16 protein-coding genes and 5 pseudogenes are annotated in these 26,131 nt (G+C 65.1%); all 21 read right to left on the reverse strand.

The genetic code is table 11. From position 1 onward, the window contains the following. Positions 1 to 57: 57 nt before the first annotated feature. Positions 58 to 1,491 carry a flagellar filament capping protein FliD gene (gene fliD / locus LN139_RS12240; RefSeq protein WP_236353666.1) on the reverse strand — a complete coding sequence of 478 codons (1,434 nt, stop codon included), beginning with the start codon at positions 1,489 to 1,491 and terminating at the stop codon, positions 58 to 60. An 83-nt stretch (positions 1,492 to 1,574) separates the two neighbouring features. Beyond that, positions 1,575 to 1,874: a flagellar protein FlaG gene (locus LN139_RS12245; protein ID WP_236353673.1), complete on the reverse strand. Its 300-nt coding sequence runs from the start codon at positions 1,872 to 1,874 to the stop codon at positions 1,575 to 1,577. A gap of 130 nt (positions 1,875 to 2,004) precedes the next feature. Continuing rightward, a complete protein-coding gene (locus tag LN139_RS12250) occupies positions 2,005 to 2,856 on the reverse strand; it encodes a flagellin domain-containing protein (protein ID WP_236353676.1) in 852 nt (283 codons plus the stop codon). 291 nt (positions 2,857 to 3,147) lie between these two features. Then, positions 3,148 to 3,408 (reverse strand): hypothetical protein, encoded by a 261-nt coding sequence (locus LN139_RS12255; protein WP_236353679.1) that lies wholly within the window; start codon positions 3,406 to 3,408, stop codon positions 3,148 to 3,150. Then, entirely contained in the window at positions 3,401 to 4,690 is a 1,290-nt protein-coding gene (locus LN139_RS12260; protein WP_236353682.1) for a motility associated factor glycosyltransferase family protein, read from the reverse strand. The genes LN139_RS12255 and LN139_RS12260 overlap by 8 nt, the downstream gene beginning before the upstream one ends. 18 nt (positions 4,691 to 4,708) lie before the next feature. Beyond that, on the reverse strand, positions 4,709 to 5,638 hold the full coding sequence (locus LN139_RS12265; RefSeq protein ID WP_236353700.1) for a ketoacyl-ACP synthase III: 930 nt from the start codon (positions 5,636 to 5,638) through the stop codon (positions 4,709 to 4,711). A 145-nt stretch (positions 5,639 to 5,783) separates the two neighbouring features. After that, complete coding sequence (pseI, locus tag LN139_RS12270) at positions 5,784 to 6,845, reverse strand: pseudaminic acid synthase (protein WP_236353707.1); 1,062 nt, start codon at positions 6,843 to 6,845, stop codon at positions 5,784 to 5,786. Beyond that, positions 6,842 to 7,867, reverse strand: coding sequence for a UDP-2,4-diacetamido-2,4,6-trideoxy-beta-L-altropyranose hydrolase (gene pseG / locus LN139_RS12275; protein WP_236353714.1), 1,026 nt, complete (start codon positions 7,865 to 7,867; stop codon positions 6,842 to 6,844). The genes pseI and pseG overlap by 4 nt, the downstream gene beginning before the upstream one ends. Then, positions 7,864 to 8,562, reverse strand: a complete 699-nt coding sequence (pseF, locus tag LN139_RS12280) for a pseudaminic acid cytidylyltransferase (protein ID WP_236353731.1) — start codon at positions 8,560 to 8,562, stop codon at positions 7,864 to 7,866. Before pseF ends, pseG begins: the two co-directional genes overlap by 4 nt. Next, entirely contained in the window at positions 8,559 to 9,713 is a 1,155-nt protein-coding gene (gene pseC / locus LN139_RS12285) for a UDP-4-amino-4,6-dideoxy-N-acetyl-beta-L-altrosamine transaminase (RefSeq protein WP_236353739.1), read from the reverse strand. Before pseC ends, pseF begins: the two co-directional genes overlap by 4 nt. After that, positions 9,710 to 10,708: a UDP-N-acetylglucosamine 4,6-dehydratase (inverting) gene (gene pseB, locus LN139_RS12290; protein ID WP_236353752.1), complete on the reverse strand. Its 999-nt coding sequence runs from the start codon at positions 10,706 to 10,708 to the stop codon at positions 9,710 to 9,712. Before pseB ends, pseC begins: the two co-directional genes overlap by 4 nt. Positions 10,709 to 10,790: 82 nt before the next feature. Next, positions 10,791 to 13,679: a glycosyltransferase family 2 protein gene (locus LN139_RS12295; RefSeq protein ID WP_236353754.1), complete on the reverse strand. Its 2,889-nt coding sequence runs from the start codon at positions 13,677 to 13,679 to the stop codon at positions 10,791 to 10,793. Positions 13,680 to 13,723: 44 nt separating this feature from the next. Next, positions 13,724 to 14,458 carry a cephalosporin hydroxylase family protein gene (locus LN139_RS12300; protein ID WP_236353757.1) on the reverse strand — a complete coding sequence of 245 codons (735 nt, stop codon included), beginning with the start codon at positions 14,456 to 14,458 and terminating at the stop codon, positions 13,724 to 13,726. Positions 14,459 to 14,465: 7 nt separating this feature from the next. After that, entirely contained in the window at positions 14,466 to 15,536 is a 1,071-nt protein-coding gene (locus tag LN139_RS12305; protein WP_236353759.1) for a class I SAM-dependent methyltransferase, read from the reverse strand. After that, positions 15,529 to 16,386, reverse strand: a complete 858-nt coding sequence (locus tag LN139_RS12310) for an NAD-dependent epimerase/dehydratase family protein (protein ID WP_236353760.1) — start codon at positions 16,384 to 16,386, stop codon at positions 15,529 to 15,531. The genes LN139_RS12305 and LN139_RS12310 overlap by 8 nt, the downstream gene beginning before the upstream one ends. After that, positions 16,383 to 16,943 (reverse strand): dTDP-4-dehydrorhamnose 3,5-epimerase family protein, encoded by a 561-nt coding sequence (locus LN139_RS12315; protein WP_236353763.1) that lies wholly within the window; start codon positions 16,941 to 16,943, stop codon positions 16,383 to 16,385. The genes LN139_RS12310 and LN139_RS12315 overlap by 4 nt, the downstream gene beginning before the upstream one ends. Next, positions 16,940 to 18,024 (reverse strand): annotated as a pseudogene (gene rfbG / locus LN139_RS12320) (CDP-glucose 4,6-dehydratase). Before rfbG ends, LN139_RS12315 begins: the two are co-directional and overlap by 4 nt. Beyond that, a pseudogene (gene rfbF, locus LN139_RS12325) lies at positions 18,006 to 18,778 on the reverse strand (glucose-1-phosphate cytidylyltransferase). The pseudogenes rfbG and rfbF overlap by 19 nt, the downstream one beginning before the upstream one ends. Before the next feature lie 78 nt (positions 18,779 to 18,856). Further along, a pseudogene (locus LN139_RS25670) lies at positions 18,857 to 22,405 on the reverse strand (glycosyltransferase). 104 nt (positions 22,406 to 22,509) lie between these two features. Continuing rightward, positions 22,510 to 24,064, reverse strand: a pseudogene (locus tag LN139_RS12335) (flagellar hook-associated protein 3). 16 nt (positions 24,065 to 24,080) lie between these two features. After that, a pseudogene (gene flgK / locus LN139_RS12340) lies at positions 24,081 to 26,125 on the reverse strand (flagellar hook-associated protein FlgK). Between the last annotated feature and the right edge of the window lie 6 nt (positions 26,126 to 26,131).

Below are 26,131 nucleotides of genomic sequence, written 5' to 3' on the forward strand. Positions count from 1 at the left end.
AAGCCAAAAGCCCGGGCCGAAGGCTTCGGCGCCGGGCTTTTGGCAGTCCAACCAGAATCAACTGTTCTGCTTGTTCATCGCGTCGAACATGGAAACGATGCTACTCGCCGTGGCCTTGAGCTGGCCGACGACGCTGTCCATGTCGTTGTATTTCTTGGTCAGGGTGGCAGTCAGGGTCTCGACCCGTCGATCCAGGGCTGCCTGCTGATTGTCCAGGTCAGTCTTGGCCTTGTTCAGCGAGGAAGTCCGGGTATCCAGAATGCCCCCCGCCTGCGTGTACGGCAGCATCGCCGAGCTCATGCGCGATAGCAGGCCATTGTTGCCGCTGAAGAAGTTCTGCACTTCACCGGCCAACCCCTGAGTACCCACGGCCTTGGTGAAGGTATCGCTGTTGAACTCCAGCGTGCCATCGCTCTGGGTAGTCTTGATCCCCAGTTGCGACAAGGCCGTGAGCTGGTCGCCGGCACCGCTGGACACCAGCACGTTACGCACGGTCGAAATCAGCGACCGGGCCGTGGCGTCGTTGGTCAAGGCGGCCTTGACGGTGTAGTTGCCGTCACTGTCCTGGCCTACGGCAGCGCTCAGCGTATTCACCGTACTGATCAGCGTGTTGTAGGCACTGACGAAACTCTGGATGCTGGTTTTCAGGCCATCGGTGTTGGTGGCCACGCCCACCGTCGCCGGTGTGCTGACCGAAGCACCTGCTGCAGTGGTCACCGCATTGAAGGTAAAGCTCAGGCCACTGATGGCGGTGTCGACCTTGTTGCTGCTGCTGGTCATCGCCAGCCCATCGATCGTGTACTTGGCGTCGACCGCCTGGGCACTGATGTAGCCTGCGCCGGAGCTGCTGGTCTTCATGCTCTGGGTACCGTCGATCGTCAGATCGGCAATGCCCGAAACGTTCAGGTCTGTGCCTGCACCGGTCGTGGTCGAGCTGAGCACAAGGCGTGCAGCGCCACTGGAGTCGGTAATGATGTTGGCACTGAGGCCTTTGCTGGTCAGGTTGGTGTTGATCGAGTCACGCACATCCTGAAGCGTCGCGTTGGCGGCCACATCGACGGTGTAGCTGTTGCTGCCCTGGCCGATGGTCAGCTGGCTGGCTGACGAACCACCTACAACGGCAGTAGCGCCGCCGGCGATCGACTTGCTCGCCACCTTGGAACCGGTCGCCAACTGCGTGACATCGATGGCATAGCTGCCCGCTACCGCCGAGTTACTGCTCGTGGCGGTGATGGCAGTGCTCGATGAAGTCGCGGCATAGCCGGTGAAGGCAGGCTTGTCCTTGTCTCCAAGGGTCTTGATCGCCGTCTGGAATGAGGTCAACGCGCTCTTGAGCTGCGCGATCCCTGAAATCGTGGTGGTGGTCTGCTTGGTCTGATTGGTGATCTGCGTCTGCTTGGCGGATTTGTCGGAATTGACCAACGCCTCCACGATGCTTGCAATCTGCAGACCCGAGCCAATACCCGTGGTCGAGGTGATTGGACTTGCCATGAGTGAGATACCTCTCTAAAAACCGCCGGCCCTTTGGCACTTTTCAGCGCCGCAAGGGCCAGAAACAAGTTTCATGCCAACGTTCAGGCCTTGGAATCGAGCAGGTTCAGCTTCGATTCCTTCAGGCTTTCGGCCAACTTGAGTGCCTCTTCCGAGGGCAACTGGCGGATGACTTCGCCGGTGGAGCTGGCAATGACTTTCACCACCACATCACCGGTCCCTTCGTCGATCGAAAAGTCCAGGTTGCGCCGGTTGGCGTTCACGAACTTGTCGATCTGCTTCACAGCGTCGCTGACCTCCTCCTTGCTGGCAGGCTTGGCTGGCGGCTGCTTGGCCGAGTTGGCAGCATCGGTGGGGACATCTTTTCCTGCCGGCCTTTCCACGGACGGATTCGCCGCGCGAACCGGAGGAAGGGACAGGGTATTCGTCGCACTTATGTCCATATCCGTAACCTCTCAACGCCAAAAGGAGAAGCACGCCATGGCGTACCTCTCCCCTTGGTGCCGGTTGCTATTACTGCAGGAGTTTCAGGACGGCGTTCGGCAGTTGGTTGGCCTGGGCCAATACTGCGGTCGAGGCCTGTTGCAGAGTTTGCTGCTTGGTCAGCTCAGCGGTCTCGGCAGCGAAGTCGGTGTCCTGTACGCGGCCCAGTGCAGCGGAGGCGTTCTGGTTGACGTTCTGCAGGTTCGAGATGGTCGAGCTGAAGCGGTTTTGTGCAGCACCCAGGTCCGCACGGGTGGAGTTGATGGTCTTCAGTGCAGCGTCGATGGCGGTGATGGCCGAGTCGACGTTGGTGTGCGCGGCGCTGTTCGAGGTACCGGAGATCGAAACGCTGCCGCTGGCAACGCTCAGGCTGGTGGCGTCGAAACCGCCGGTCAGCGAGAGGCTGATGTGGTCAGCAGAAGTGGTGTTCGAGCCAACCTGGAACTGCATGGTGCCGGCGGTGCCGTCGAGCAGGTTCTTGCCGTTGAGGTTGGTGCTCTTCGAGATACGGGTCAGTTCGTCCGACATCTGGCCGAATTCGGCGTTCAGAGCGGTACGGTCAGCGGTGCCGTTGGAGTCGTTGCGGGACTGAACAGCCAGTTCACGCATACGTTGCAGGATGTTGGTCGACTCTTGCAGCGCACCTTCAGCGGTCTGAGCGATCGAGATACCGTCGTTGGCGTTTTTGATCGCCATGGTCTGGCCTTTGATCTGGCTGGTCATGCGGGTAGCGATCTGCAGGCCAGCGGCGTCGTCTTTGGCGCTGTTGATTTTCAGGCCCGAAGACAGGCGAGTCATCGAAGTGGCCAGAGCGTCAGACGATTTGCTCAGGTTTTTCTGAATTGCCAGGGAGGCGGTGTTGGTGTTTACGGTCAAAGCCATGACGAAATTCCTCGTAGATGGGGATGCTGCTTCACTTTGGCTTCCGGCCCTGGCATGTCGCGCCGGGTGTGGCCTAGAGAACCTTCGTAATAGTTATCGTCGTATCCGGTGGTTGCTTGAGGGCTTTTGGCAATTTTTTTTACCGACCCTTATTTGCTTTCGAATCAACCACTTGGCAACGAACGACAGCATCCCGGAAAAGCCCTTCTGGCCATTTTGTGAACCAGTTCCGCTTTTACCTGGCCGCCTGCCGGCTGCCCCACGACGCGAGAAGGAAGAAGGCCCTGGGCTTCAGGAGAATGCCCGGAAAATTTCAACCAGCTCGTACTGAAGGTCATCGGCCACTGCCAGCCAATCCTGAGCCTGTTGATGTGAAAAGATCGCCGAGAGGACGAACGGCCATTGTTCGGCCACTACGGGAGGGGCGCCGGCGAGCAGGGGCGCGGCGCGGTCCAGCAAATCCACCATCAGCAGCGCTGCCTCGATTTCCCGGGCCAGGCGAAACAGCCCGGCGCAGCGCACCAGCTCATCGACAAGGGTGGGCTCAGGCATCGAAGGGCTCCGGCAGGATCTCGCAACCGGCGATGGCAGCGCCGTCGCGGCTGGTGTTGATGAAGCGCACCTGGGGATGGCGCTCTATATAGCGCTCAAGTTCGCAAAGGTAGCTGCGGAAGTTGAGCTGGGTGCGCACGCGCTGGCCATGACCATCGAGCACCCAGTGGCGAGCGTCGCTCATGGTTGGGCCGAGCTCGCCGTCCAGCCAGCCGGCGTGGGTGCGGTCGCCGGGGAAAGCGAAGTCGGCGCCGAACAGCGCGACCTGCGCCGCCCCCATGCGCACCGCCAGGTCCACTGCCGGGTGGATCACGCTGCCGGCCGAGTGCAACACGGCCATGGGCTGGCGCTTTCTCAGTTGCTCATAGACCGGGCTGGTCGAACAGGCCACGTAGCGCGGGCCGCGCCAGCTCTGAATCATCTCCGGGGCCAACAGCGGCAGGTACACCAGCGTGACGGCTTCATTGTTCTCCGCGGGCAGGTGCCGGTGATTGATGCGCTGATCGAGGGTGACCACGATGTCCGGGACGATGCCCCGATTGATCAATGGCCGGTAGGCAGTGTCGACCGAAATCAGCAATGGCCGCCCCGGCTGCTGCAAAAGCTTGTGCAGGTACTCGAAGTGCTGCTCCAGCGTCGGCCCGGTGGCAAGCACGCAGGCACTGACGCCAGGGCGGCTGTCGAACAGCTCGGCAACACTTGAGTCTTGCGCCAGAAACGGCGCATTGGCCGCCAGCCGTTCGACGATCTCCGGCGCATCGGCATGAAAAGGCTGGTTGTTGAAGGCCAGGTGCAGCTCACTGACCAGGCGATCCCGCACCTTGGCATTGGCGTCGTCGGCCAACACCAGTTCCGGAGGTGGGGCAAAGAACGGCAGGCGCAGCTCGCCACCTTCGAAGGCCTGCGCCAGGTGCAGGCGCGGGTCGGCGAGCCAGTCGCTCTGATCCAGCAGCTCGAGCACCAGGCGAAACAGCGCCAGGTTGAGCAGGTAAACCTCCAGCCGCTGCACCGGCCGTTGCAACAAGGCGCGCGGCAGATCGCCAAGGCCCGGGCCGTAGAGATGAAGGCAGGGAGCGTCGGGGTAGCTCGCCGCCTGCAGGTTCGCCTCGGCGAGGCGATCGTGGCGGCTGCTGAGTTGAACGCCCTCCACCGAAAGGGTGGAGCCGAGCCCTTCTACAAGCTCTGCATTCAACGTATCTGCCGGGGCCTGCTCAAGCGCCTCTGCAAGCGCAGGCCAACGCGCCGCCAGCACGGCCATGTTCGCCGCCAAACACTCGCTCATCGAAGGCTCCAGCCAGGGTCAGCGGTAGAGGATAGCCGAACCCCAGGACAAGCCCACACCGAAGCCGCTGATGGCAACGCGGTGCCAGCTGGAATTGAACAGGTGACGTTCCAGCACCAGTGCGACGCTCGAAGAAACGGTGTTGCCGGTTTCGAGCATGTCCTTGACGAACTTGTCAGGCCCCTGCTCTTCGTCGAACCGCCGAGCCACCGCGTCGACGATGGCGGCGCTGCCCTGGTGGATGCAGAACGCGTCGATGTCGGCCGAGGCCAGGCCTTCGGCATCGAGCAGCTCGTTGAGGTGTGCCGGTACCTTGACCAGTGCAAAATTGAACACCTGGCGGCCGTTCATGTCGAACTGGCCGTCGGTGACCTTCAAATGCTCAGCGCCGCTGCCGTCGGTGCCGAACCGCGCACCGCCCAACTTCCAGGCCGGGTCCAGGCCCATCCAGGTGGCGGTGGCCGCATCGCCGAAGAGCATCGCGGTGTTGCGGTCTTCGGGGTTGACGATCTTGGAGTAAGGGTCGGCGGTTACCAGCAGGCCGTTTTTCAGGCCGGTGGCTTCCATGAACCCCTTGAGCGCGTAGATGCCGTAGACATAACCGGAGCAGCCCAGGGAAATATCGAAGGCGGCCACATGCGTGGGCAGGCCCAACTTGTGCTGAACGATGGCGGCAGTGTGCGGCAAGCCTTCTTCATCGCCGTTCTGGGTGACGACGATCAGGGCGTCGATACTGTCGAGGTTCAGGCTAGGGTTGCTGGCCTGCAGGTTGCGCACTGCGGCCACGCACAGGTCGGAGGTTTCCTGGCCCGGTTCCTTGCGCGGCAGGAAGGCCGAGCCGATCTTGCCGAGTATGAAGGTTTCATCCTTGCCGAATTTGGCGCCCTGGGCGTAGTTATCGACGCCGGCGCTGGGGATGTAGCTCGCAATGCTTTTGATGCCAATCATCGTGGCTTCCTGAATCTTTCAACGTCCAGCGGTGCTCGGTGGCGGAGGCTGGTTGGAGTGACGGCGCCAAAGCCCCGGCGCGGCCTTATTTATCATGACATGACAGTAAAGATGCACGCCATGACTGGCAGGTCACTCCGTGGCGTCATTTTTCTGCAACCGCAGGGTCGAGCAACGCCCAGGTGAGCGGCGTGCCGCGCGCGATGGGGCCACGGGCGCGGCTGCCCAGCACCGCATCCAGGTGCCTCGGCGCCAGCCCCAGGCCCGGGCGAATGGCCCGCACGCAGGTGGCGTCGAGCACCTCGCCTGCTGCGACGTCCCTGACCACATAAAGCGAGCGCCGATACACCAGCGACTTGCGCTCGGCCTCGGTGGGCCCGTAATGCACCCGCCCGAGCGCCTGCCAGGCGCGCTCGGTTTCAGTGACCAGGCTGGCAAGCTCGGCCGGCTCCAGTGAAAAGCTGGCGTCCACGCCACCGGCGGCGCGGCTGAGAGTGAAGTGTTTTTCCACCACGCTTGCGCCCAGTGCCACCGCTGCCACAGCCGCACCGGTCCCTGCGGTGTGGTCAGACAGCCCGACTTCGCAGCCGAACAGCTCGCGCAAGTGCGGGAGGGTGCGCAAATGGGTGTTGTGCGGGCTGGCCGGATAGGTGCTGGTGCACTTGAGCAGTATCAGGTCCTGGCAACCGGCGGCGCGCGCCGTGGCCACGCTCAGTTCAAGCTCTGCCAGGCTCGCCATGCCGGTGGAGATGATCAGCGGCTTGCCAGTGGCGGCCGCGCGGCGGATCAGCGGCAGGTCGGTATTTTCGAAGCTGGCGATCTTGTAGGCCGGCACGTCCAGGCTTTCGAGAAAATCCACTGCGCTTTCATCGAACGGGGACGAGAACGCCAGCAGCCCGTGCTTGCGCGCGCGCTCGAAGATCGCCGGGTGCCAGTCCCAGGGCGTGTGCGCTTGCTGGTAGAGCGCATACAGCGAGGTGTCGGCCCAGAGGCTGTCAGGGTCGCTGATGTGAAACTCGCCGTGGTTCAGGTCCAGGGTCATGGTGTCAGCGGTGTAGGTTTGCAGTTTCAGCGCGTGGGCGCCGGCGGCGGCGGCGGCATCGACGATCGCCAGGGCGGTGTCGAGCGACTGGTTGTGGTTGCCGCTCATTTCTGCGATCACCAGCGGCGCTTGGCCGGGGCCGACATCTCGATGGCCGATTTTCATGCGTGTTCCTTCGAAGAAGTGGTAAAGGCCGCCAGGGCCTGTAGAACCCGGGCGGTGCCCTGCCCGTCCGCCAGCGCCCGCCCACGGGCGGCCATGGCCTGGGCGGCGTGCGGATCAGCCAGAAGTGTTCGGACAGCGTCGCCAACAGCCGCTCCGCTGAACTGTTCGGCATCGCCCAGGTAGCGATGCGCACCGGCAGCGTGCAGGCACTCGGCGTTTTCCCGCTGGTTGTCGGCAACGCTCAGGCACAGGGTGGGCACGCCAAGGGCCGCGCGCTCCCAACTGCTGCTGCCGCCTGCGCCCACGCACAGCCCAGCCTCGCGCAACAGCCTGGGCATCTGCTGGGTGAAGCCATACAGGCGCCAGCCTGGCTGGCTATCGACCAGCGTTTGCAACGCGGCCTGGTCGGGGTTGCCGGCACCGGCCACCAGCGTTGCCTGCACGCCTGGCACTTGCACCAGCGCGCGGGCGATCTTCAGTGTCAGCCCGCGCGGGTCGAAACCGCCCACGCTCACCAGCACGCGCTCAAGCGGCGGTGGCGGGCCTGGCGGGTGCGCGTAGTCAGGAGCAAGCAACGCGTAGGCCGGGCCCAACAGGCGTTGGCAACCGACGGGTAGCCAAGGCAGATAGCGCTCGGCGCTTGCGGTGAGGTTCTGATCGAGCAACAGGTCGCAGGCGTGCGGGCGGTCTGCCAGGTCGTCGATCACCATGATTCGCTGAGCCAATGCCCTGGCGCCCTCCTCCCACGGTCGTGCCAGCCCGTAGTGATCGACGATCAACCAATCGGCCACCCCGCCCAATCGTTCGCGCCAGTTGCCCCAGCCCGGCGCTTCGTCGCCGGGCCAGGGCAGCCAATGCGCGCCAACGGCCTCGATCTGCTCTGGCTCGAAGCCGGGCAATGGCTTGCACAGAAAGGTCACGCGAGCGCCCCCGGCGATCATAGCTTGTGCCAGCACCAGGCAGCGGGCCAGATGGCCGCGGCCCAGGGTGGTGCTGGCATCGCAGCGCACCAGCACCTTCATCGTTTCAACTCGCCGCTGTGCCAGAGCACTTGTTGCATCAGCTCGGCACGGTGCCAGTCTTCTGCGGTGTCGATGTCCTGCACACGATGGCGCGGCAGGACCACCGGCAGGCTGGCGCCGGAAAACACCGGCGTGCCGGCCAACCAGGCCTGGCGCCGGCCCCAGTAGAACTGCCCGGCGTCCTGATAGGCCGCGGGCAGGTCCTGCGAGCGCGTGCCGGCGTACTCCGGATACAGCGGCGCCACGCCGCCCTCGGCCATCACCAGTGCGCGCTGCACCGGAAAACCGAAGGCGCACACGGAAAACGCAAAGTCATGCGACGGGCTGGCCTGCAACCGCTCCATTCCCTCACGCAGCGCTTCGGGCGACAGCGACGGTGCGGTGGCGTACAGGCAACAAACCAGTTCGTGCCCCGGCAACCGGCGCGCTGCGTCGGCGACGACCGCCGAGGTACCGGTGTAATCGTCGGCAAGCTCGGCAGCGCGCATGAACGGCACCTCTGCGCCTTCGGCACGCGCCACCTCGGCAATCGCCTCATCGTCGGTGCTCACCACGATGCGCTCAAAGCAATCGGACGCCTGCGCTGCACGGATGCTCCAGGCGATCATCGGCACGCCATTGAACAGGCGAACGTTCTTGCCGGGGATCCGCTTGCTGCCACCGCGTGCCGGGATCACCGCCAGCGGGCCGTTCATGCCGCGTGCTCCAGCGCACCGAGCAATGCGGCGACCACTTGATCCTGGGCAGCATCGGTCAGGTCGGCGTACAGCGGCAGGCTGATCGAGCGCTGGTAGCACGCCTCGGCCTGGGGGAAATCGCCTTCGGCGAACCCGAGGCGGCGATACCAGGGCTGCAGATGCACCGGGTGATAGTGCACGTTCACGCCGATGCCGGCCGCGCGCAAAGCGTCGAAAATCGCCCGCCGCCGCGGCGCCGGCACCTGCACCACGTAGAGGTGCCAGGCCGATTCGGCCAGTGCCTGAGGCTGCGGCAAACCGATGCCGGCCTCGGCCAGCAAGCAGGAGTAACGCTCGGCGAGCTGGCGCCGGCGCTCAACGAAGCCTTCGAGCTTGGCCAGTTGCGACAGCCCCAGCGCAGCCTGCAGGTCCGTGGCACGGTAGTTGAAACCCAGCTCGATCTGCTGGTAGTACCAGCCGCCCTCGCTGGGGCCCTGCATGGCGGCCGGGTCACGGGTGATGCCGTGGCTGCGCAGCCGGCGCAGGTGTTCGGCGGTGGCGGCGTCGCGCACCAGCACCATGCCACCTTCGCCGGTGGTGATGATCTTGACCGGGTGGAAGCTGAACACGGTCATGTCGGCGAACGCGTTGCTGCCGACCGGCTCGCCCGCATAGCGCGCGCCGATGGCGTGGGAGGCATCTTCGATCAGAGTGAAGCCGTATTCATCGGCCAGCGCGCGCATGCCGCGCAGGTCGCAGCTTTGCCCGGCGAAGGCCACCGGCACCACCACCTTCGGCAAGGCACCCTGCCGCTGCGCGCGTTCGAGCTTTTCCCGCAGCGCCGGCAGGCTCATGTTGAGGGTGCCGGGGTCGATGTCGACGAAATCCACATCGGCGCCGCAATACAGCGCGCAATTGGCCGACGCAACGAAAGTGTTGGCCGAAGTCCACAGCCGGTCGCCGGGCCCCAGCCCGGCGGCCAGGCAGGCGATGTGCAGCGCGGCCGTTGCGTTGCAGACGAATACCGCATCCGCCACACCGCAACGCTGCGCCACCGCGCGCTCGAAGCGTTCGATGGCCGGGCCTTGGGTCAGCCAGTCGGAGCGCAGCGTGTCGACCACCGCCTGGATGTCCGCCTCATCAATGTGCTGGCGGCCGTACGGGATCATGCCAGGTGCTCGTGCAGTGCACGAATGGCCGGCACATCGAGAAACTGCGGGTTGGTGTCGGAGCGGTATTCGAAGTCCTCGGCCACCGGTACGCCAGCCTGGCCAGTGGCGTCGAGTGCAAAATCCACTTCCACCTGGGTAAAGCGCACCGCCGGCTGGATGGTGTAGTGCTCGGCGAATTCAAGGGTCATGCGCGAATCGTCCACAGGTACCATCAGCTCATGCATCTTTTCACCTGGGCGAATGCCCACGGTGCGGTGCGGCATACCCGGCGCCAGGGCCGACGCCAGGTCAGTGATGCGGATCGAAGGCAGCTTGGGCACGAAGATCTCGCCGCCGTGCATGCGCGCAAAGCTGTCCATGACGAACTGCACGCCGTGGTCGAGCGTTATCCAGAAACGGGTCATGCGCTCATCGGTAATGGGCAGGTGCTCGGCACCTTCGGCCAGCAGGCGGCGAAAATAAGGCACGACCGAGCCACGAGAACCGGCGACATTGCCGTAGCGCACCACGGCGAACCGGGTGGCGTCACGGCCTGCAATGTTGTTGGCAGCCACGAACAGCTTGTCGGAGAGCAACTTGGTGGCGCCATACAGGTTCACCGGGCTTGCCGCCTTGTCGGTCGACAGCGCCACCACCTTTTGCACCCCATTCTCGATCGCCGCTGCGATCACGTTTTCAGCACCGTTAACGTTGGTGCGGATGCACTCGCCCGGGTTGTATTCAGCCGCTGGCACATGCTTGAGCGCGGCAGCATGCACGACGAAATCGATGCCGCGCAACGCAGCCCTCAGGCGATCGCCATCACGCACATCGCCCAGGAAGTAGCGCATGCACGGCGCGTCGAAGTACTGCTGCATTTCGTACTGCTTGAGCTCATCGCGCGAGAACACCACCACCCGCCGGGGCTTGTACTGCTCAAGCAGGCGGCGGATGAAGCGTTGGCCGAACGAGCCGGTGCCGCCTGTGATGAGAATGGATTTTCCGTCGAACATGTGGCTGCCCTGCTCCGGTGACAGATCTTTGACCCTCGTGGGGCCCATCCGGCTTCCGGAGCAAGATACAGGCCAGCGTGCCCTATCGCAGCAAGCCCTCCCACGCGTTGCTCGCCATGGGGTCCAACTGCCACGGCGTGCCGTGCTGACGGTACTGGCGGCTGTAGGCCGGGTCCTGGGCAAAACTGTGCGGCCATTGCTGATGAAGCTGCGCGAGCGCTTCGGTGTCCTGCTCCACCGGGCGGGCCCTGCGCACCTGAGCCTGGGGCGTGGCCACCAGCAAGAAGCCGTGGCCCTCCAGGCGCAGGCTCAGGTCGATGTCGCCGCCCTGCTCAAGGCCCACCTGCCAGCCGCCCATCTGCTGCAACAGGCTCTGGCGGATCAGCAGGCAGCAGCCATTGAGAGCCGAATATTGATGCTCGGCCTGCAAGCGCCGCAGCGGGGTGTCGGCGTCCAGCGCCAGGCCATTGAAGGCCGGTACCGGTGGCTGATCGGGCAGCAACAGCCAGCCGGCGCCTTGGACTGTGTCATCGCCACTGATCACCACGCCGCCGGCGGCACCCACTTCGGGGCGTTGGGCCTGGTTGAGCAAGGCATCCAGCCAGTTGGGCGTCATCACCTCGCACGCGGCGTCGAGGAACACCACGAACTCACCGCTTGCCAGAGTCGCCAGATGGTTGGCCTGGGTGGCAGCGCCCTGCCCGGCCAGCCCGTCGATGCAGTGCAGGCGGCGGTTGATCGCAGCCTCCGTGCGCAGCCATTCGTTGGCGCCGGTCAGGGCATTGCTGACCAGCACTTCGTAGCGCTGGTAGCGGGTACGCTGAAAGACGCTGCCCAGGGTGCGCTGCAACTGCTCGGCATCGGCGTCGCCGGTGAGCACCACGCTGACCAGCGGGGCATCGCCATGGCGGTACTCGATGCTGAGCACGCCCGCCTCGCTGCGGTGCACCAGCGGCGAATAGCCCAGTGCCGCCAGGTGCGCACGCAGGGCACGCGCATCGCCGTCGGTACCGGCGCTGGCCGGTTTGGCGGTGATGCACAGCGGCGTGTCCAGGTGTGCAAGGCCCGCCAGCCCCTGGCGCTCGATCAGCCGCAGCAGCAGGTCGAACTCTGCCGATTCGCGATGCTCGGCGCGATAACCGCCGGCCTCCAGGAACACTTCGCGGTTGATGAGCCAATGGCTGGCCATCATCTGCGGCACGCTTTTGAGCAGGTCAAGGTTCAGCGACGGCCGTACCAGCGCCGTCAGCGCGCCATCTTCGTTGCGCTGCACCAGGTCCAGCGCCACGGCGCGGCAGCCTTCGGCACCTTGCAGTTCCAGCGCGGCCTGCAACAGTGCACCGGGCAGCAACTGATCGCCGGCGCGCAGCACCAGCGTCCACTGCCACTGGCCCTGGCGAATCACCTCGTTCATGCGCTCGGCCTGGTCCAGCGCGCTGGTGCGGATGAAATGCAGGCGGTCATAGGCGCTGGTGCGCACTGGCACCGTGCCGCCGGTCAGCACCACGATGCGCAGGTCCGGCCATTCGGAGGCGGCGAGGCTGTCGAAGGTGGTTTGCAGGCGGCTCATCTCGCTGTCCGGGTCCAGCACCAGGATGCCGAACACCGGTGCGGCGGGTGTGCCACGCAGTTGCGCCAGGGCCTGGTCGCGTTGCGCCGGGCTTGGCGCGGCCTGGGCGATCCACTCCAGCACAGCGCCAGAGGGCCGCGCGGCGAGCAGTTCGGTGGCCGGGGTCGGGATCGCCTGGTTCAGGCGCATCTGCCAGGCGGCCAGGCGCTGGGCCAGCTCGCCCTCGCCCTGCTCGGCCAACAGCGCCAGCGCACGGCTGGCCACCTCCGGGTTGAAGGCATTGCGCTCCAGCGCATCGAGCAGCCGCGCCAGTTCCGATTCGGCGGTGTCGTTGGGGTAACGGCGCAGCAGGTCGCGCTGGGTGACCAGCACACCTTCTAGCTGGTCCAGCTGCAGGCGCGAGGCCGGCATGCTGTGCAGCAGAAATTCGATGCGCTCCAGCTCATCGAAGAAGGCCGTGGTGTAGAACGGCAGCTCAAGATGCTGGTGCGGACGGAACAGCCGCTGCGGCCCTTCGATGGACTTCCAGGGCGATACCAGCATGCTTTCGACCACCAGCGAGCGGCGCGCCTGCAGGCAGTGCAGCAGGTCCTGGAAGATCTCCAGCGCCGCCTCCTGGCCCTCGCTGCTGTCCATGCCAGGGGTGTTCTGCGCCAGGTGCTGAGCATAGGCCTCGCGCTCGGCCACCGATTGCGCATCGGGGTAGCCCAGCACCGTCATGATGTTGGTGTCGTGCTCGGAGGCGCCCAGGTTCACCTCCCGTACCACATAAGGCTGCGGCAGCATCCGCGCGCAGCTGTTGGCCAGCAGGTGCCAGGTGTGGGTGATTTCCATCCACTCGAAGCGGGTGTCCGGGGTTTGCGTCGCCGCCCAGTCGCCCAGCAGCGCGGTGCGGGTCACGGCATAGAACGGCGGAATGTACTGGCTGAAGAACGACTGCAACCGCGCCGCAGGCTCGGCATCGTCGTAGTCCTCACGCACCTTGCGGTCGCGCTGGAAGTACTCGACCACGTTGGCGCCGGCGGCGTACATCAGGCAGTAGCCATGGCACAGGCCGTAATCGGGGTGGGCCTGCAGGAACGCGACCGAATCAACCAGGGCGTCGTGCAGCAGGAAGTCATCGTCGGCGGCAAACGCCATCAACGGGGTCTGGACCTCGCCGATACCGAACTGCAGCTTGCCGACGATGCCGGTGTAGCTGAATTGCGGCAGGTGCCGGTAATCGACATTGGCCGGCAGCACGCCTTCCTGTGCCTGGGTGCTGGAATCGAGCACCAGCACCCGGCAGGGCAGCGTCTTGTAGAACTCCAGCGCCCTGAGCAGGTGCCGCGGGCGGTTGTGGGTCAGCAGTACAAGGGTGAACTGCTCGTCGAGCGAAAGCGTGTCGATGCTGGCTGGCATGGGGTCCCCGCGGTGTTCGTTTGGGCGCATGGAGGCGCTGCGGCTCAGCCGCGGCGCTTGAGGTAGCCGTCGGGCGCGACGGTGATCAGCAGCTTGTTCTGCATGGCGTAGTCGATGTCGAAATCGGCGCTTTCCTTGAGCCAGGCATGCACGGCGGTCTTGGGGTTGTCGCCATGGCCCCACGGGCGATCGGGGAAGGCGTCGGCCGGCATGTCCTCGACGATGGTGTCGAGCACCACGCAGTAGCTACCCGGCGACACCAACGGCCCATAGGCGCGCAGCTCACCCAGCACGTGCTCGTGGGTGTGGTTCGAGTCGAGCACCACCAGCACTTTCTTGCCCTGGGCGCGCTGCGCCACCTGGGCGACGACGGCGGCGTCGACGCTGGAGCCTTCGATCAGGGTGACGCGCTTGAACATCGGGTGCGCTTCGATGGCCTCACGGTTGTGCGCGCGGATATCGATGTCGATACCGATCACCTCACCGTGGCCGATCAGCTCGAGCAAGGAGGCGTAATAGAGGATCGACCCGCCATGGGCCACGCCACACTCGATCACCAGGTCCGGCTTGACCGACCAGATGATCTCCTGGAGCGCCAGCATGTCCTGCGGCAACTGGATGATCGGCCGGCCCATCCAGCTGAAGTGGTAGCTGTACTTGTGGCGGGCCGAGGCGTTGAAGAAATCCAGTGCCAGCTGCTTGAGCGGGGCGTCTTCGCCTTGCGCGCGAACTTCGGCGTCGCACTGGGCGGCAAACTGCTGTTGAGGGCTATCGGTCATGGCGGGCTCACTCATGGTCAAGAAATTCAGGGCGGTCCACGGCCTGGCAGGCAAAACGCCCCTGGGTCATGGCGCGGATTTCATCAAGGTAGTTGGAATTCATCACCAGCATGGGCGAACCGGCGGGCAGCTCGGCTATTGCCTGTTCGGGCGAAATCACCGGCGCGGCGCTGACCGGCAGATAGCGGCCCTGCTTGGCACGGTTGATGTCGACCACCGCCCGCACGCGCACACCGGCGCGCTGGAGGAACAGGCTGAAGATCACGCCCTTGGACGAGCCGCCCCACAGGGCGATCTCGCCGCCATTGGCCTGCGCCAGCGCCACCGCGCGGGAAAGGCTGGCGGTGAATTCAGGGCCGGGCGGTGCGAGCCGTGCAAGGCCGGTGGGCTCGCGCAAGGTGGCGAGGTCGGCGATCACGTACAGGTACTGCTCGCCGAATACCCGCCCGCTGGCGACCACGCGGCCGAACAGCGCACGCAGGTCATCGAGGCGGAAGTAGTTCACGTGTTCGTAGAACAGGTCGAACCAGGCGTTGTGCGCCAGGATCCAGTCCAGGCACGGCACTTCGATGTAGATCAGCCCACCGCCATTGGCATCGGCGATCGAGCGCAGGAAAGCCAGCGGCTCGCTCATGTGCTCCAGCACATGGCGCAGGATGACGCCCTCGCCGCGCACGCCCAGGGCGGCGTCGAACGGCGCCTTGATCACGTCGGGGCTGTCGCCTTCGTAGGCCGGGTCTACACCCACCGCGTGGTAGCCGCGGCTTTTCAGCAGTTCGATGAAATGCCCCTTGCCGCATCCCACTTCCAGCAGGCTCGTGCGGCCGATGTGCTGGCCGATCAGGCCCTCCACCTGATCCAGGTGCGCCTTGAACGCCGCCGAGAGGCCCTGCTCGTTCTGGTAGTCGGCGTCGTAGGTCAGCAGCGAGGGGTCGAACGCAGCGTTGCGCACCAGGCCGCTGTGTTCGTCCTGTACCAGGCGCAGGCGCCCGACAGGCGAGGCTTTGGCCGCCTCGGCGCTGGCATAGGTGCGGTTCTGCAGCACCGGCAACTGTTCGGCATGGTAGAGCTCAGCCATCCACAGGCTCCTTGAGCAAGGCTCGCAAACGGGTGGGGTTGCCCCAGAACGCCAGGGGTTCATGGGCAGCGTAGGGATAATGGCCCAGCACCAGTTCGAGGCTGGCCTGGCGCTCGCGCAGGCGCTGCTCGACCAGCGCCCGCAGTGAAATGGGCTTGCCGCTGCAGCAGTTGATCACGCCGTGGTTGCCCGGCACCGCCAGCAGCCGCGCAAGATAGTCGGCCGACTCGGCCACCGGCAGGTAGTCGCGCAACTGGTCGCCCGGCGACATGCGGAACTGCCGCTCGCCGGCGTCGATGGCGCGGTCCAGGCTTGCCAGCAAACTGTTGGGGTTCTGCCCTTGGCCGTGCAGGTAGAACAGCCGCCACCACTGCAAGGCAAATGGCCGCTCACGTTGCAGCGCCTGCAAGAAGCCCAGCAGGCTGTGCTTGGCCAGGCCGTAGGCCGTCACCGGCTGCGCAGGCGTCGACTCGCTCAGGGCGCCTTCGTGCAAACCGTATTCGAAGCAAGTGCCCGCTACGGCTATCCGCCCGACACCGGCCTGCACCACCGTCTTGATGAAGCGGTAGTGGGCGAACAGGTTGTGTTCGAAATGAAAGGCTGCCTGGTAATTGGGCAGGTTCTGCCAGGCCAGGTGCACGAGCTGCTCGACGCCATTTACCAAAGGTGAAATGTCCAGCGACGGGTCGTCGAGGTCGCCCTGCACCCACTCGGCCTCGGCAAGGCCGGGCAGCGCGCGGGCGCGGGCCGGGTCGCGGGCCAATGCGCGAACCGTATGGCCGGCCGCCAGCAACGCGCAGATCAGGTGCTGGCCGATGAACCCGGTGCCGCCGGTGACCAGCAGCCTCACAGCGCCACCCCGGTAAAGGCTGGCGTCAGCAGCGCATGCTGCTGGTCGCGCTCGGACAGGTTGGCCACCGGCAGCGGCCATGCCAGGTTCAGCATAGGGTCGTCGTGGCGCAGGCCGCCTTCATGGCCGGGGGCGTAGTCGGCGTCGGTGAAATAGAGCACCTGCACCTGTTCGGTCAGCGCCTGAAAACCGTGGGCGAAGCCCTTGGGGATCAGCAGGCTGTGGCCGTCGCCCGCCTCCAGCCGCTCGGCATGCCATTGCAAAAAGGTCGGCGAGCCTTGGCGGATGTCTACCACGATGTCCAGGATCGCCCCTTCCAGGCAGGTGATCAGCTTGCTTTCGGCGTGGCCGGGCAACTGATAGTGCAGGCCGCGCACGCTGCCAATGCCCTGAGTGGTGGAATGGTTGATCTGGCGGATGTCGAACGGCCGGCCTTGCAGCGTCAGGCGCCCTTGGCAGAACAACCGGGCGAAGCGGCCGCGCGCGTCGTTGAACACGCGCTGATGGATGCGCGCCAGGCCTTCCAGCGCGAGGGGTTCGAGGGTGTAGTCGCTCATGGTTGCAGTCCGTAGTCATCCAGCTGAGCAAGGGTCAGTTCACGCAGGTCATCGCCGTTGCGCCAGGCGCGGTGCCAGGCCAGTGTCTGCTCCAGGCACTGCGCAAGCGACCAGCGCGGCGCCCACCCCAGCCGGCTGCGGGCCAGGCTGCTGTCCAGGCGCAACTGGCCGGCTTCGTGAGCTTGCTCGCCGGTGGCACGCACCACCTGCACCGGCTCCGGCCATGCCCGTTCGAGGGTGTCGATCACATCGCTGACCGGGCTCATGTCGACATCGCGCGGCCCGAAATTGAACGCCCCGGCGAATGCCGGGCCTTGCTCGGCCAGGCGCTGGGCCAGCAGCAGGTAGCCGCTCAGCGGCTCCAGCACGTGCTGCCAGGGGCGTACTGCTTGGGGGTAGCGCACCTGCAGCGGCTGGCCGGCATCCCAGGCACGGAAAATATCCGGCAGCAGCCGATTGGCGGCGAAATCGCCCCCGCCCAGCACATTGCCCGCGCGTGCAGTGGCCAGCGCCACGCCGTGCTCGGCGTGGCGGGAGGCCGGGAAAACGAAGCGGCCCAGGATTGCGCGAGCAACTCGCAGCAGGCCTTGGAACTGCTGTAAGGGTCGTGGCCACCCAGCGGCTCATGCTCGCGGTAGCCCCACGCCCATTCCTGGTTGGCGTAGACCTTGTCGGTGGTGACCACCACACAGGCCTGCACGCCCGGCACCTGGCGCACCGCTTCAAGCAGGTGGAGCGTGCCCATCACGTTGCTGGCGTAGGTGCCGGCCGGGTCGCTGTAGCCTTCGCTGACCAGCGGCTGGGCCGCCAGGTGCAGCACGATCTGCGGCTGCGCCTCACGCACCGCTTTGAGCAGCGCGTCGGCGTCACGTACATCGCCGCGCAGGTCGGTCACATCCTGCGCCACGCCGGCCAGCTCGAACAGGCTCGGCGTGGTCGGCGGCGCCAGCGCGAAGCCGGTGACTTCGGCGCCCAGCCGCCGCAGCCAGAGCGCAAGCCAGCTGCCTTTGAAACCCGTGTGGCCGGTGACCAGCACTCGCTTGCCCGCCCAGAACGCTGCACTCATGGCCATTGCTTCCAGGGTGCCTGGCCGCTGGCCCAGAGCTGTTCCAGGTGCGTGCGGTCACGCAGGGTGTCCATCGGCTGCCAGAAACCATCGTGCTGGTACGAGTTGAGCTGCCCATCGGCCGCCAACTGCATCAACGGCTCGGCTTCCCATGAGGTCTCGTCGCCTTCGATGTAAGGGATGACCTTGGGCGAGAGCACGAAGAAGCCGCCGTTGATCCAGCCGCCCTCCCCACGCGGTTTTCGGTGAAGCCCAGCACCTGGTCGCCGTCACGCTCCAGTGCGCCATAGCGCCCCGGCGGCTGCACGGCTGTAACAGTGGCGAGCTTGCCGTGGGCGTTGTGGTACTGGATCAATTGGGCGATGTCGACGTCCGAAACGCCGTCACCGTAGGTGAAGCAGAAGGCGCTTTCGTCTTCGACATAGCGCGCCACGCGGCGCAGGCGCCCGCCGGTCAGGGTGCTTTCGCCGGTATCCACCAGCGTCACGCGCCATGGCTCGCTGTAGTTCTGATGAACATCCATGCGGTTGTTCACCATGTCGAAGGTCACGTCGGAGGTGTGCAGGAAGTAGTTGGCGAAGAAATCCTTGATGGCGTAGCCGCGGTAGCCCAGGCAGATGATGAAGTCGTTCACGCCGTGGGCGGAATACAGCTTCATGATGTGCCAAAGAATTGGCTTGCCACCGATCTCGATCATCGGCTTGGGCTTGAGGTGGGACTCCTCGCTGATCCGTGTACCGAGCCCGCCCGCCAGAATCACTGCTTTCATGCCGCACCCTGTCCGTTTTATCGACACGGACAGGGGCTATTCAGAAACCATGCCAGTTCGGCGGGCAGGCCCTTCAGGTCAGTCGGCGAACCAGCCGTTGAACCAGTGCCGCAGGTTTTCGCCGCGCAGCACGTAGTCGCGCATCACCACGTCATGCAGCGCATCACCGCGCGCCTGGTTGAAGGCTGGGTCGTCCAGGTGCTTGCGGATCGCCGCCATCCACTCCTCGGTGCTGTCGGTTTCCACCCGTGTGGCGGGAAGGTAGCCACGGTAAGCCTTGGTGTCGGAGCAGATCACCGGGAAGCCGCAGGCGCCGTATTCGAGCAGGCGCAGGTTGCTCTTGCAGTCGTTGAACTCGTGCAGCTCCAGCGGCGCCAGGGCAAGGTCCAGGTTCAGGCTCGAGAGCTTGGAGGGTACAGGTTCAGCGGCACCACCGGGTGGAACTCGCGCACGTAGGGGCGCAGCGCCTCCGGGCACATGCCGAAGAACACCCAGTCGACTTCATCGGCCAGCAAGCGCACCACGTCGGCGATCAGCTCCAGGTCGCCACGGTGGCTGGTGCCGCCGCCCCAGCCCACGCGCGGTTTGCGCGAGGTGTTGCGCTGAGCGCGCTGGGCTGACCGCAGATGCGGCGCGAGCATGTTGGGTACCACGCGGATGTCGTTGTGCATGTGCGCCAGTTTTTCGGCCAGCGGCTGGGTAGAGACCACCACCCGGTCGCACAGGCCGATGCCGCGGCGCACGATGGCTTCCATGTCGCTCGGCATGTTACGTCCGTGGGCGTTCTTGGACGGCACGTTGACCACGTAGTCGTCCAGCTCGTACACCCGCTTGGCATGGGAATACTTGCTCAACTGCTCCATCTGCTCAACGGTGCCCTTCGAGTAACGGCACTGCAGCACGATCACCTGCGGATCGAGGCGCTCCAGCCCGACCATGCTCGGCATGCCGTCGATCAGCCGGCCCTGCACCCAGCCGGCTTTCTCCAGCTCGGTGAAGGGCTGCACCACCCGGTAATGGCCTACCGCCGAGCGGTCCACCGGCAGGGCAACCACGGTCGGCAGCACGGGCTCGACGAAGGGGTCCCAGCCGGTGATTTCACCCGGCTCCATGCTGAAGGCCACGTTGAACACAGCAAGGTTGGGGTTGTAGGCCGGGTCGCGGGCGATGGCAGGCAGCCAGCGCCGATACAGCTGTTCTTCGTCCTGTTCACGAGTAGCCATGCCGGGCAGCAGGTCCAGCCCCAAACGCGCCTCCGGCGTCCATACCACCAGATAACCGGCACGGCCCAGGCGCAGGCACAGGTCGGTTTCGCTGAAATTCTCGCCGAAATGCTGCTCATCGAAGCCGCCGACTTCCTGGAACGCCTGGCGGTCGACCATCAGGCTCTCGAGCGCCACTGCGCTCCAGTTCTGCGTGGCCTGGAGACGCTGCATGTAGCCTTTGGCATTGAAGGTCTCATTGGTGAACGGCGAGTTGGCCGGGCCGTTGAGGCCCAGCACCTGGCCTGCGCGCGACACCCGCCCATCGGGGCGCATCATCTTGGCGCCGACTGCAGCCACCTCCGGGCGTTGGCCGTGGTTGGCCATCGCCGCCAGCCAGCCAGGCTCGAACACCAGGGCGCGTCGGTCGAGAACAGCAGCAACTCACCCCGCGCGGCACCGGCTGCAAGGTTGCGTGCGCTGGGCGCATGGCCGGCCGTGGTGCGGGCGTCGATCACCCGCAGGCGGTCGCTGCCCAGCCCTTCGATGCCGCTGAGCCAGCGCACCGTCGACTCGCCGGGCTGGTCCGCCACCAGCAGTACCTCGAACGCCGGCCAATCGGTCTTGGCGAACAGGTTGTCCACGCAGCGCTGCACCACCTCAGGCTCGCTGCCGCAGAGAATGACGATGCTCACCCCGGCCTGCTGCGCATGGCCGTAGCGCACCCGGCACAGCGCCTGTTCAGCGTCGCGCTCGACCTCGCCCACCACGCCCAGCCGGCCCAGGTGCGCCTGCAGCAACCCCACGCTGCCCTCGGCCACGGCCGGCTCGCCCAGCCATTGGGCAAAGCTGTAGCGCGATTCCACCAGCAACTCGGCCACATGGCCGATAGCGCCGGGGCCGCGCTGCTCGACCAGGCGCCAGAGCGCGTCGTGCGGCGCCAGCTCGCCCAGTTCCGCAGCCAGGCCGCCCACCCCTCGCAGGGCTGCCAGGTCGAACGCGAGCAAACGCCCCACATAGGGATAGGCGCGCATCAGGTCGAGGTTGAAGTCGGGGCGGAACACCGGCTCCTGAGAAATGCCGCCGCGCACCACGCCTTCATCGCCATACAGGCAGGCCAGCGCAGGGCGCACGGCGATGCGTTCGGCGAGGATCAGCAGGGTGTCGTCGAGCAGGCGGTCACCGTCACGCAGCAGGTAAACCCAGTCGGCCTCCAGCGTCTCGACCAGCGCCCGGGCCTGCGCCAGGGGTCGACTTGCATGGGCAGGTAGCGCACGCCGTCGATGGCGCGGTGGTCAGCCTGCTGGCGCGCAGACAGCACCACCACTTCACTGGCCTGGTAGCTCTGCCCTGCAAGGCTGGCCAGGGTGACGTCCAGCGCGTACTGGCCGTGGTCGAACAGCACCACCGCCAGGCGCGGCTGGCGCGGCCACGATGCCAGCCGCCGCGGGATCAGCGCCTTGGCCGCCGGCGTCAAGGTGCGGCACTGCAACCATTGGGCGAGCACTTCCTCGAAGCTGCTGGAAAAACTCCCCACACGCCCAAGCAAATGGGTTTGCTGGGCCATGAGGATGCGCATCATGGCGTGCTCGCCCCACTCGATCGGCACCTGCAAAGGCCCATCGGTCAGCGGCCGAATGCGTACCCAGCCATCGGCCGGGGGCTGCTCGCCGCCGCGCTGGCGCAGCATGTCGTCGAGCCAGCGCACTTCATCGTCGCGCGCGGCGATAACCGGCGCAGCCTCGCTGAAACGCCCTTCGTGCAGTCGCTCGAAACACAGCACATGGTTGATGGTGGCCAATTGGCCGCGGCGGAACAGGCAGCAATACAGCGCCAGGTCCAGCAGCCCGCCAAAGCCGTTGTCGCAGAGCACCGGCAGCAATGCCTGAGCCTGCGCGGTGCGCATGAGGGTGGAGGAGAAGCCGCCATACACGTTGATCGGCGAGCGCTCGATGATCGAGAGAATGTCCACGCCCATCAGCACCGAACCCTTGGGCGTGATCACGCAGTTGCTCAGGCGGGCCGGCAGCAGGTGGTCGTTGGCATCGCAGTACTGCCGCTGGCAGGTGACCAGCTCCACGTCCGGGTTGAGCGCCATGGCCTTGACCTGCATGACGATGCAGTCCGGCAGCAGGCGGTCGTCGTCACACAGCACCTTGACGTATTCGCCCCGGGCCTGGGCCACTGCCTCGCGCACGTTGCCGGCAAAACCCAGCCGCGTACGGTTACGCAGGTAGCGCACCGGCCGGCCCATCTGCTGCTCGATGGCCTGCACACTGTGCTGGATGCTATCGCCTTCACTGTCGTCGCACACCACCACTTCAAGCGCTTCATAGCTCTGCGCCAGTGCCGTGCGCAGCGCTGCATCGAAATAGCGGGGGTTGTAGGCGGGGATGACGATGCTGACCAGGGCGGGGGAAGTCACGGTTCACGATTCTCCTGAAGCATCAGGTGCGCCCGTGCCGCTGCTCACCCGAGCAAAAATGAAAAAAGGCCGGCCCGGCTTGCGCCAGCACCGGCCTATGAAACTTAGAGGCGGCTGAACAGGGTCAGTTGCGAGACCTTGCTGAACGTCAATTGCGCTGCTTGCAGCATGGTCTGCTGCAGCGTCATGCGCGAAACACTTCGGCATAGTCGCTGTTGCGGATCGACGAGGTCGTATTGGTGTTGGCCAACGTCAATGACTGGTTGGTGGCAGTCTGGATATCCAGGGCATTGCCACGCGCACCGATGGAGCTGACCGCATTACCCAGGGTTTCGGCACCGCTGGTGAGGTTGGAAAGGCCAGCATTCAACTGCGCCTGGAAGTTCTGCTTGGCGGTGGTGTTGCCGTCGATCGGCGTGGTCAGCGCCTGGCGCAGTTGCGTCAGGGTGTCGAGGATGTTCTGGGTCTGGTGATTGTCCACCGCGACCTGGAACTGATCGCCGGCCTGTGCCGCGCCGCTGAGCTGGAAGGTCACGCCACCGACGCTCACCGAGGTGCCGGGAGCGGCCACGGCGGCGGTTGCCACCGGTTTGCTGTCGGCAGTCACGGGAGCCGAATACAGCGCAACGTTGTTTGCGTCGGTGTACTTCACCACCGCCGCGCCTTGCGGGAAGGTGCTGTTGTAGTGCCCGCATTGCTCACGCTGGCACCGGTGACCACCGCAGTCGAGGCGTTGCCCGGGTTGCGATTGGTGGTGAAGGTGTCAGGCGTGGACTGCAAGGTGAAAGTGCGGCCGGTCAGGGTGGTGGTAGCATCGTCACCCTTGGCCAGGTTCACGTCCAGGTTCAGGCTCAGGCCGCGGAAACCGATGCTCTGGCCGGTGGTGCTGGTCACCTGGCCGTTCTGCGACAGCTCGCCGGTCAGGTCATTGCCACTGGCGTCGGTGATCTTCAGCTGGGTCGCGCTGGTGAAGGTGAGCGTGTAGGGCTCGCCCTTGCGGAAGTCGGCATTGAAGGTTGGGCTGCTCTGCACCAGGCCATTGGAGATCACAGCCTTGCCGTCGGCATTGCCAGCGGTCACGGTAGTGCGAGCGGTGTTCACCGCCTGCTGGAACACCGAGTAGCCGGTTTCGTTGATGCCCACGGCCAGCTCATCGCCCACCTGCAAGGTCTGGACGGTCTGGTCGCCGTTGTAGCTGTAGGTGCCGTCGGCATTCTTGCTGAACGGTGCCACGTCGCTCTTGGAGCCGGAGAACAGGTACTGGCCGTTCTCATCCTTGCTGTTCATCAACGTTTGCAACTGGTCCTGGATCTGGCCCAGTTCCGAGGCGATCGAGCCGCGATCTGCGTCGGTCATCGCGCCGTTGCCTGCGCTCATGGTCAGTTCGCGGGCATGTTGCAACACCTGGGTCACGCTGGTCAGCACCGCTTCGGACTGGCCCAGTTTGTTGGCTACCGTGGTGGTGTTGCTGCTGTATTGCTTGAGCATCGAGCTCTGCTGGTCGAGCTGAAGCAAGCGCGCGGCGCCCACCGGATCGTCTGCGCCGGTTTTCACGCGCACCTGGGTGGTAGCTTCCTCGCTGCTGGCGATCAGGTTGTTGTAGTTGCGCGCATAGTTGGCCGCGCTGCTTTCGAAATACTGGGCGGTAGAGATACGCATCATGCTGGGCAACTCCTCAAAGCGCGTTGATCAGCGTGTCGAAGATCGACTGCGCTGTCTTGATGATTTGCGAAGAAGCGGTGTAGTACTGCTGGTACTTCACCAACGATGAAGCTTCTTCATCCAGGCTCACCCCGAGACCGAGTCGCGGTTGTTCTTGGCCGTGTCGACCAGAGTGCCGGTGAGGCTTACGTCCGTTTTGGCCTGCGCAGCCTTAGCGCCGACGTTCTCCACCAGGGAGGCGTTGGCGTTGGTCAGGCTCATGCCGGTGTTGCCGTCGCGCACGCCGATGGTGGCTTTGGTCTGCAGCGCCAGCAGCTGCTGGGCGTTGCGGTTGTCGGTCTTGCCTGCCGAGTTGAACGCCACACTGAAACTGTCGGAGGTCGCGGGCGAGCCATTGAGGGTCATCTGCGCGCTGAAGGTCTTCTGCGCACCGCTGCCATCGAGGATCGGGTTGCCGCTGGCGTCGACCATCGGAATCGACAGGCTCAGGGTGTTGGCCTGGCCGGGCACGATGCTGCCGGTGCCGATCGAGGTGCCCTGGGCGTTGTACATGGTGTAGTTCTGGCTGCCGCCGCTGGCGGCGCTGAACACCAGTTTGACCGGGGTGGAGTTCTTCACCGCGTTCTGCATTTCGCTGAGCGCAACCGGGTCGCTGGTATCGAGCTGGGTAGTCAGCGTCGGTTGGGTGATGCTGCCGGTGCCGGTGTTGCTGCTGCCCGACGTGCCTACCAGGGGCGCTGCGAAAGCCAGCTTGCTGGGGTCGGTCAGGATGGTGCCCACGCTGTTGGTGCCCGAGCGGGTCGGCTGCACCTTGAAGCTGTCGCCGGCGCTGAGCGCGCTGCCGTTGAGCGAAAGCTGGAAGCCATCGATGGTCGGCGCAGGCGAATCGCTGAGCTTGAAGCTGCCCATCGAGGTGCCGTCGGAACGGGTCACGCTGTAATTGTCGGCGTCGCTGAACTTCACCTGGTAGTCGTAGGTGGTCAGCTGGCTGGTATCGGTAATTTTGACGTTCAGGTTGCCGGAGCCTGCGCTGTTGGTGATCGCACCAACGCTGCGCTGGGTGATGGCAATGCTGTTGTTGATGTTGCTGAACAGCGAGCTGCCGAACTGGCCGTTGGCATCCAGGCCCTGGCCCAGCTGCTTGTTGACCGAATCGCTGACGGTAAGCGCGATGCGCCCCAGCGAGTTGATGCTGGGGTTGAGCACGTCGTTGCGATAGCGCAGCAGGCCGCCGATGCTGCCACCGGTGGCCACCGAGGTGACGTCGGTGCTGAAGTTGGGCATCTGCAGGGTCAGCGAGAACTGGCCGCTGTCGGTGTTGCTCGGGCCGGCGCTGAGCTTGTTCGAATTGACCCCGCTCACCAGCGGTTGGCCGGTGCCCAGGTACACGTCGTAGTCGCCGCCGCGCTCCTGCACGGTCACGCCCACCAGTTCGTTGAGCGAGCGCACGGCTTCATTGCGCGCATCGAGCAAGGAGTTGGGCTGGGTGCCGGCAGCCGACAGCGCCGAAATCTGCTTGTTGAGCGAGGCGACCTGGCTACTCAGGTTATTCACCTGGTCCGAGAGCGCCGCGAGCTGGGAGTTGATCCCGTCGTTCTGCTGGCTCAGCTGGCTGGCAATCGATTGGAAACGGTTCGACAGGCCTTGAGCCTGGGTCAGCAGCAGTTGCCGTGCGGAGCTGTCATTGGGGCTCGACGCAGCGGTTTGCAGCGAGGTGAAAAAGCTGGTCAGGGCCGAGGCAACGCCGGTGCTGCTGTCGGACAGCAGCGAATCTGCAGCATTGACCTGGGTCTGGTAAGCCGTGGCGTCAGCGCTCAGCGACGTGGTGGTCTGCAGCTGCCGGTCCATGTAGCCGTTGTAGATCCGGCGCACGTCGGAAATGGTCGCACCGGTGCCCAGGTAACCCACGCCGATGTTCTGCACGGCGCTGGCGGTCGTCGACACCGACTGGCGGGAGTAGCCCTTGGTGTCGGCGTTGGCGATGTTGTTGCCAATGACGTTCATCGCCGCCTGGCTGGCCGACAGGCCGCTAACACCGATATTGATCAGATTCGCCATGGTTCA

This window comes from Pseudomonas sp. KNUC1026, assembly GCF_021650705.1.
In the GTDB taxonomy this organism is placed as follows: domain Bacteria; phylum Pseudomonadota; class Gammaproteobacteria; order Pseudomonadales; family Pseudomonadaceae; genus Aquipseudomonas.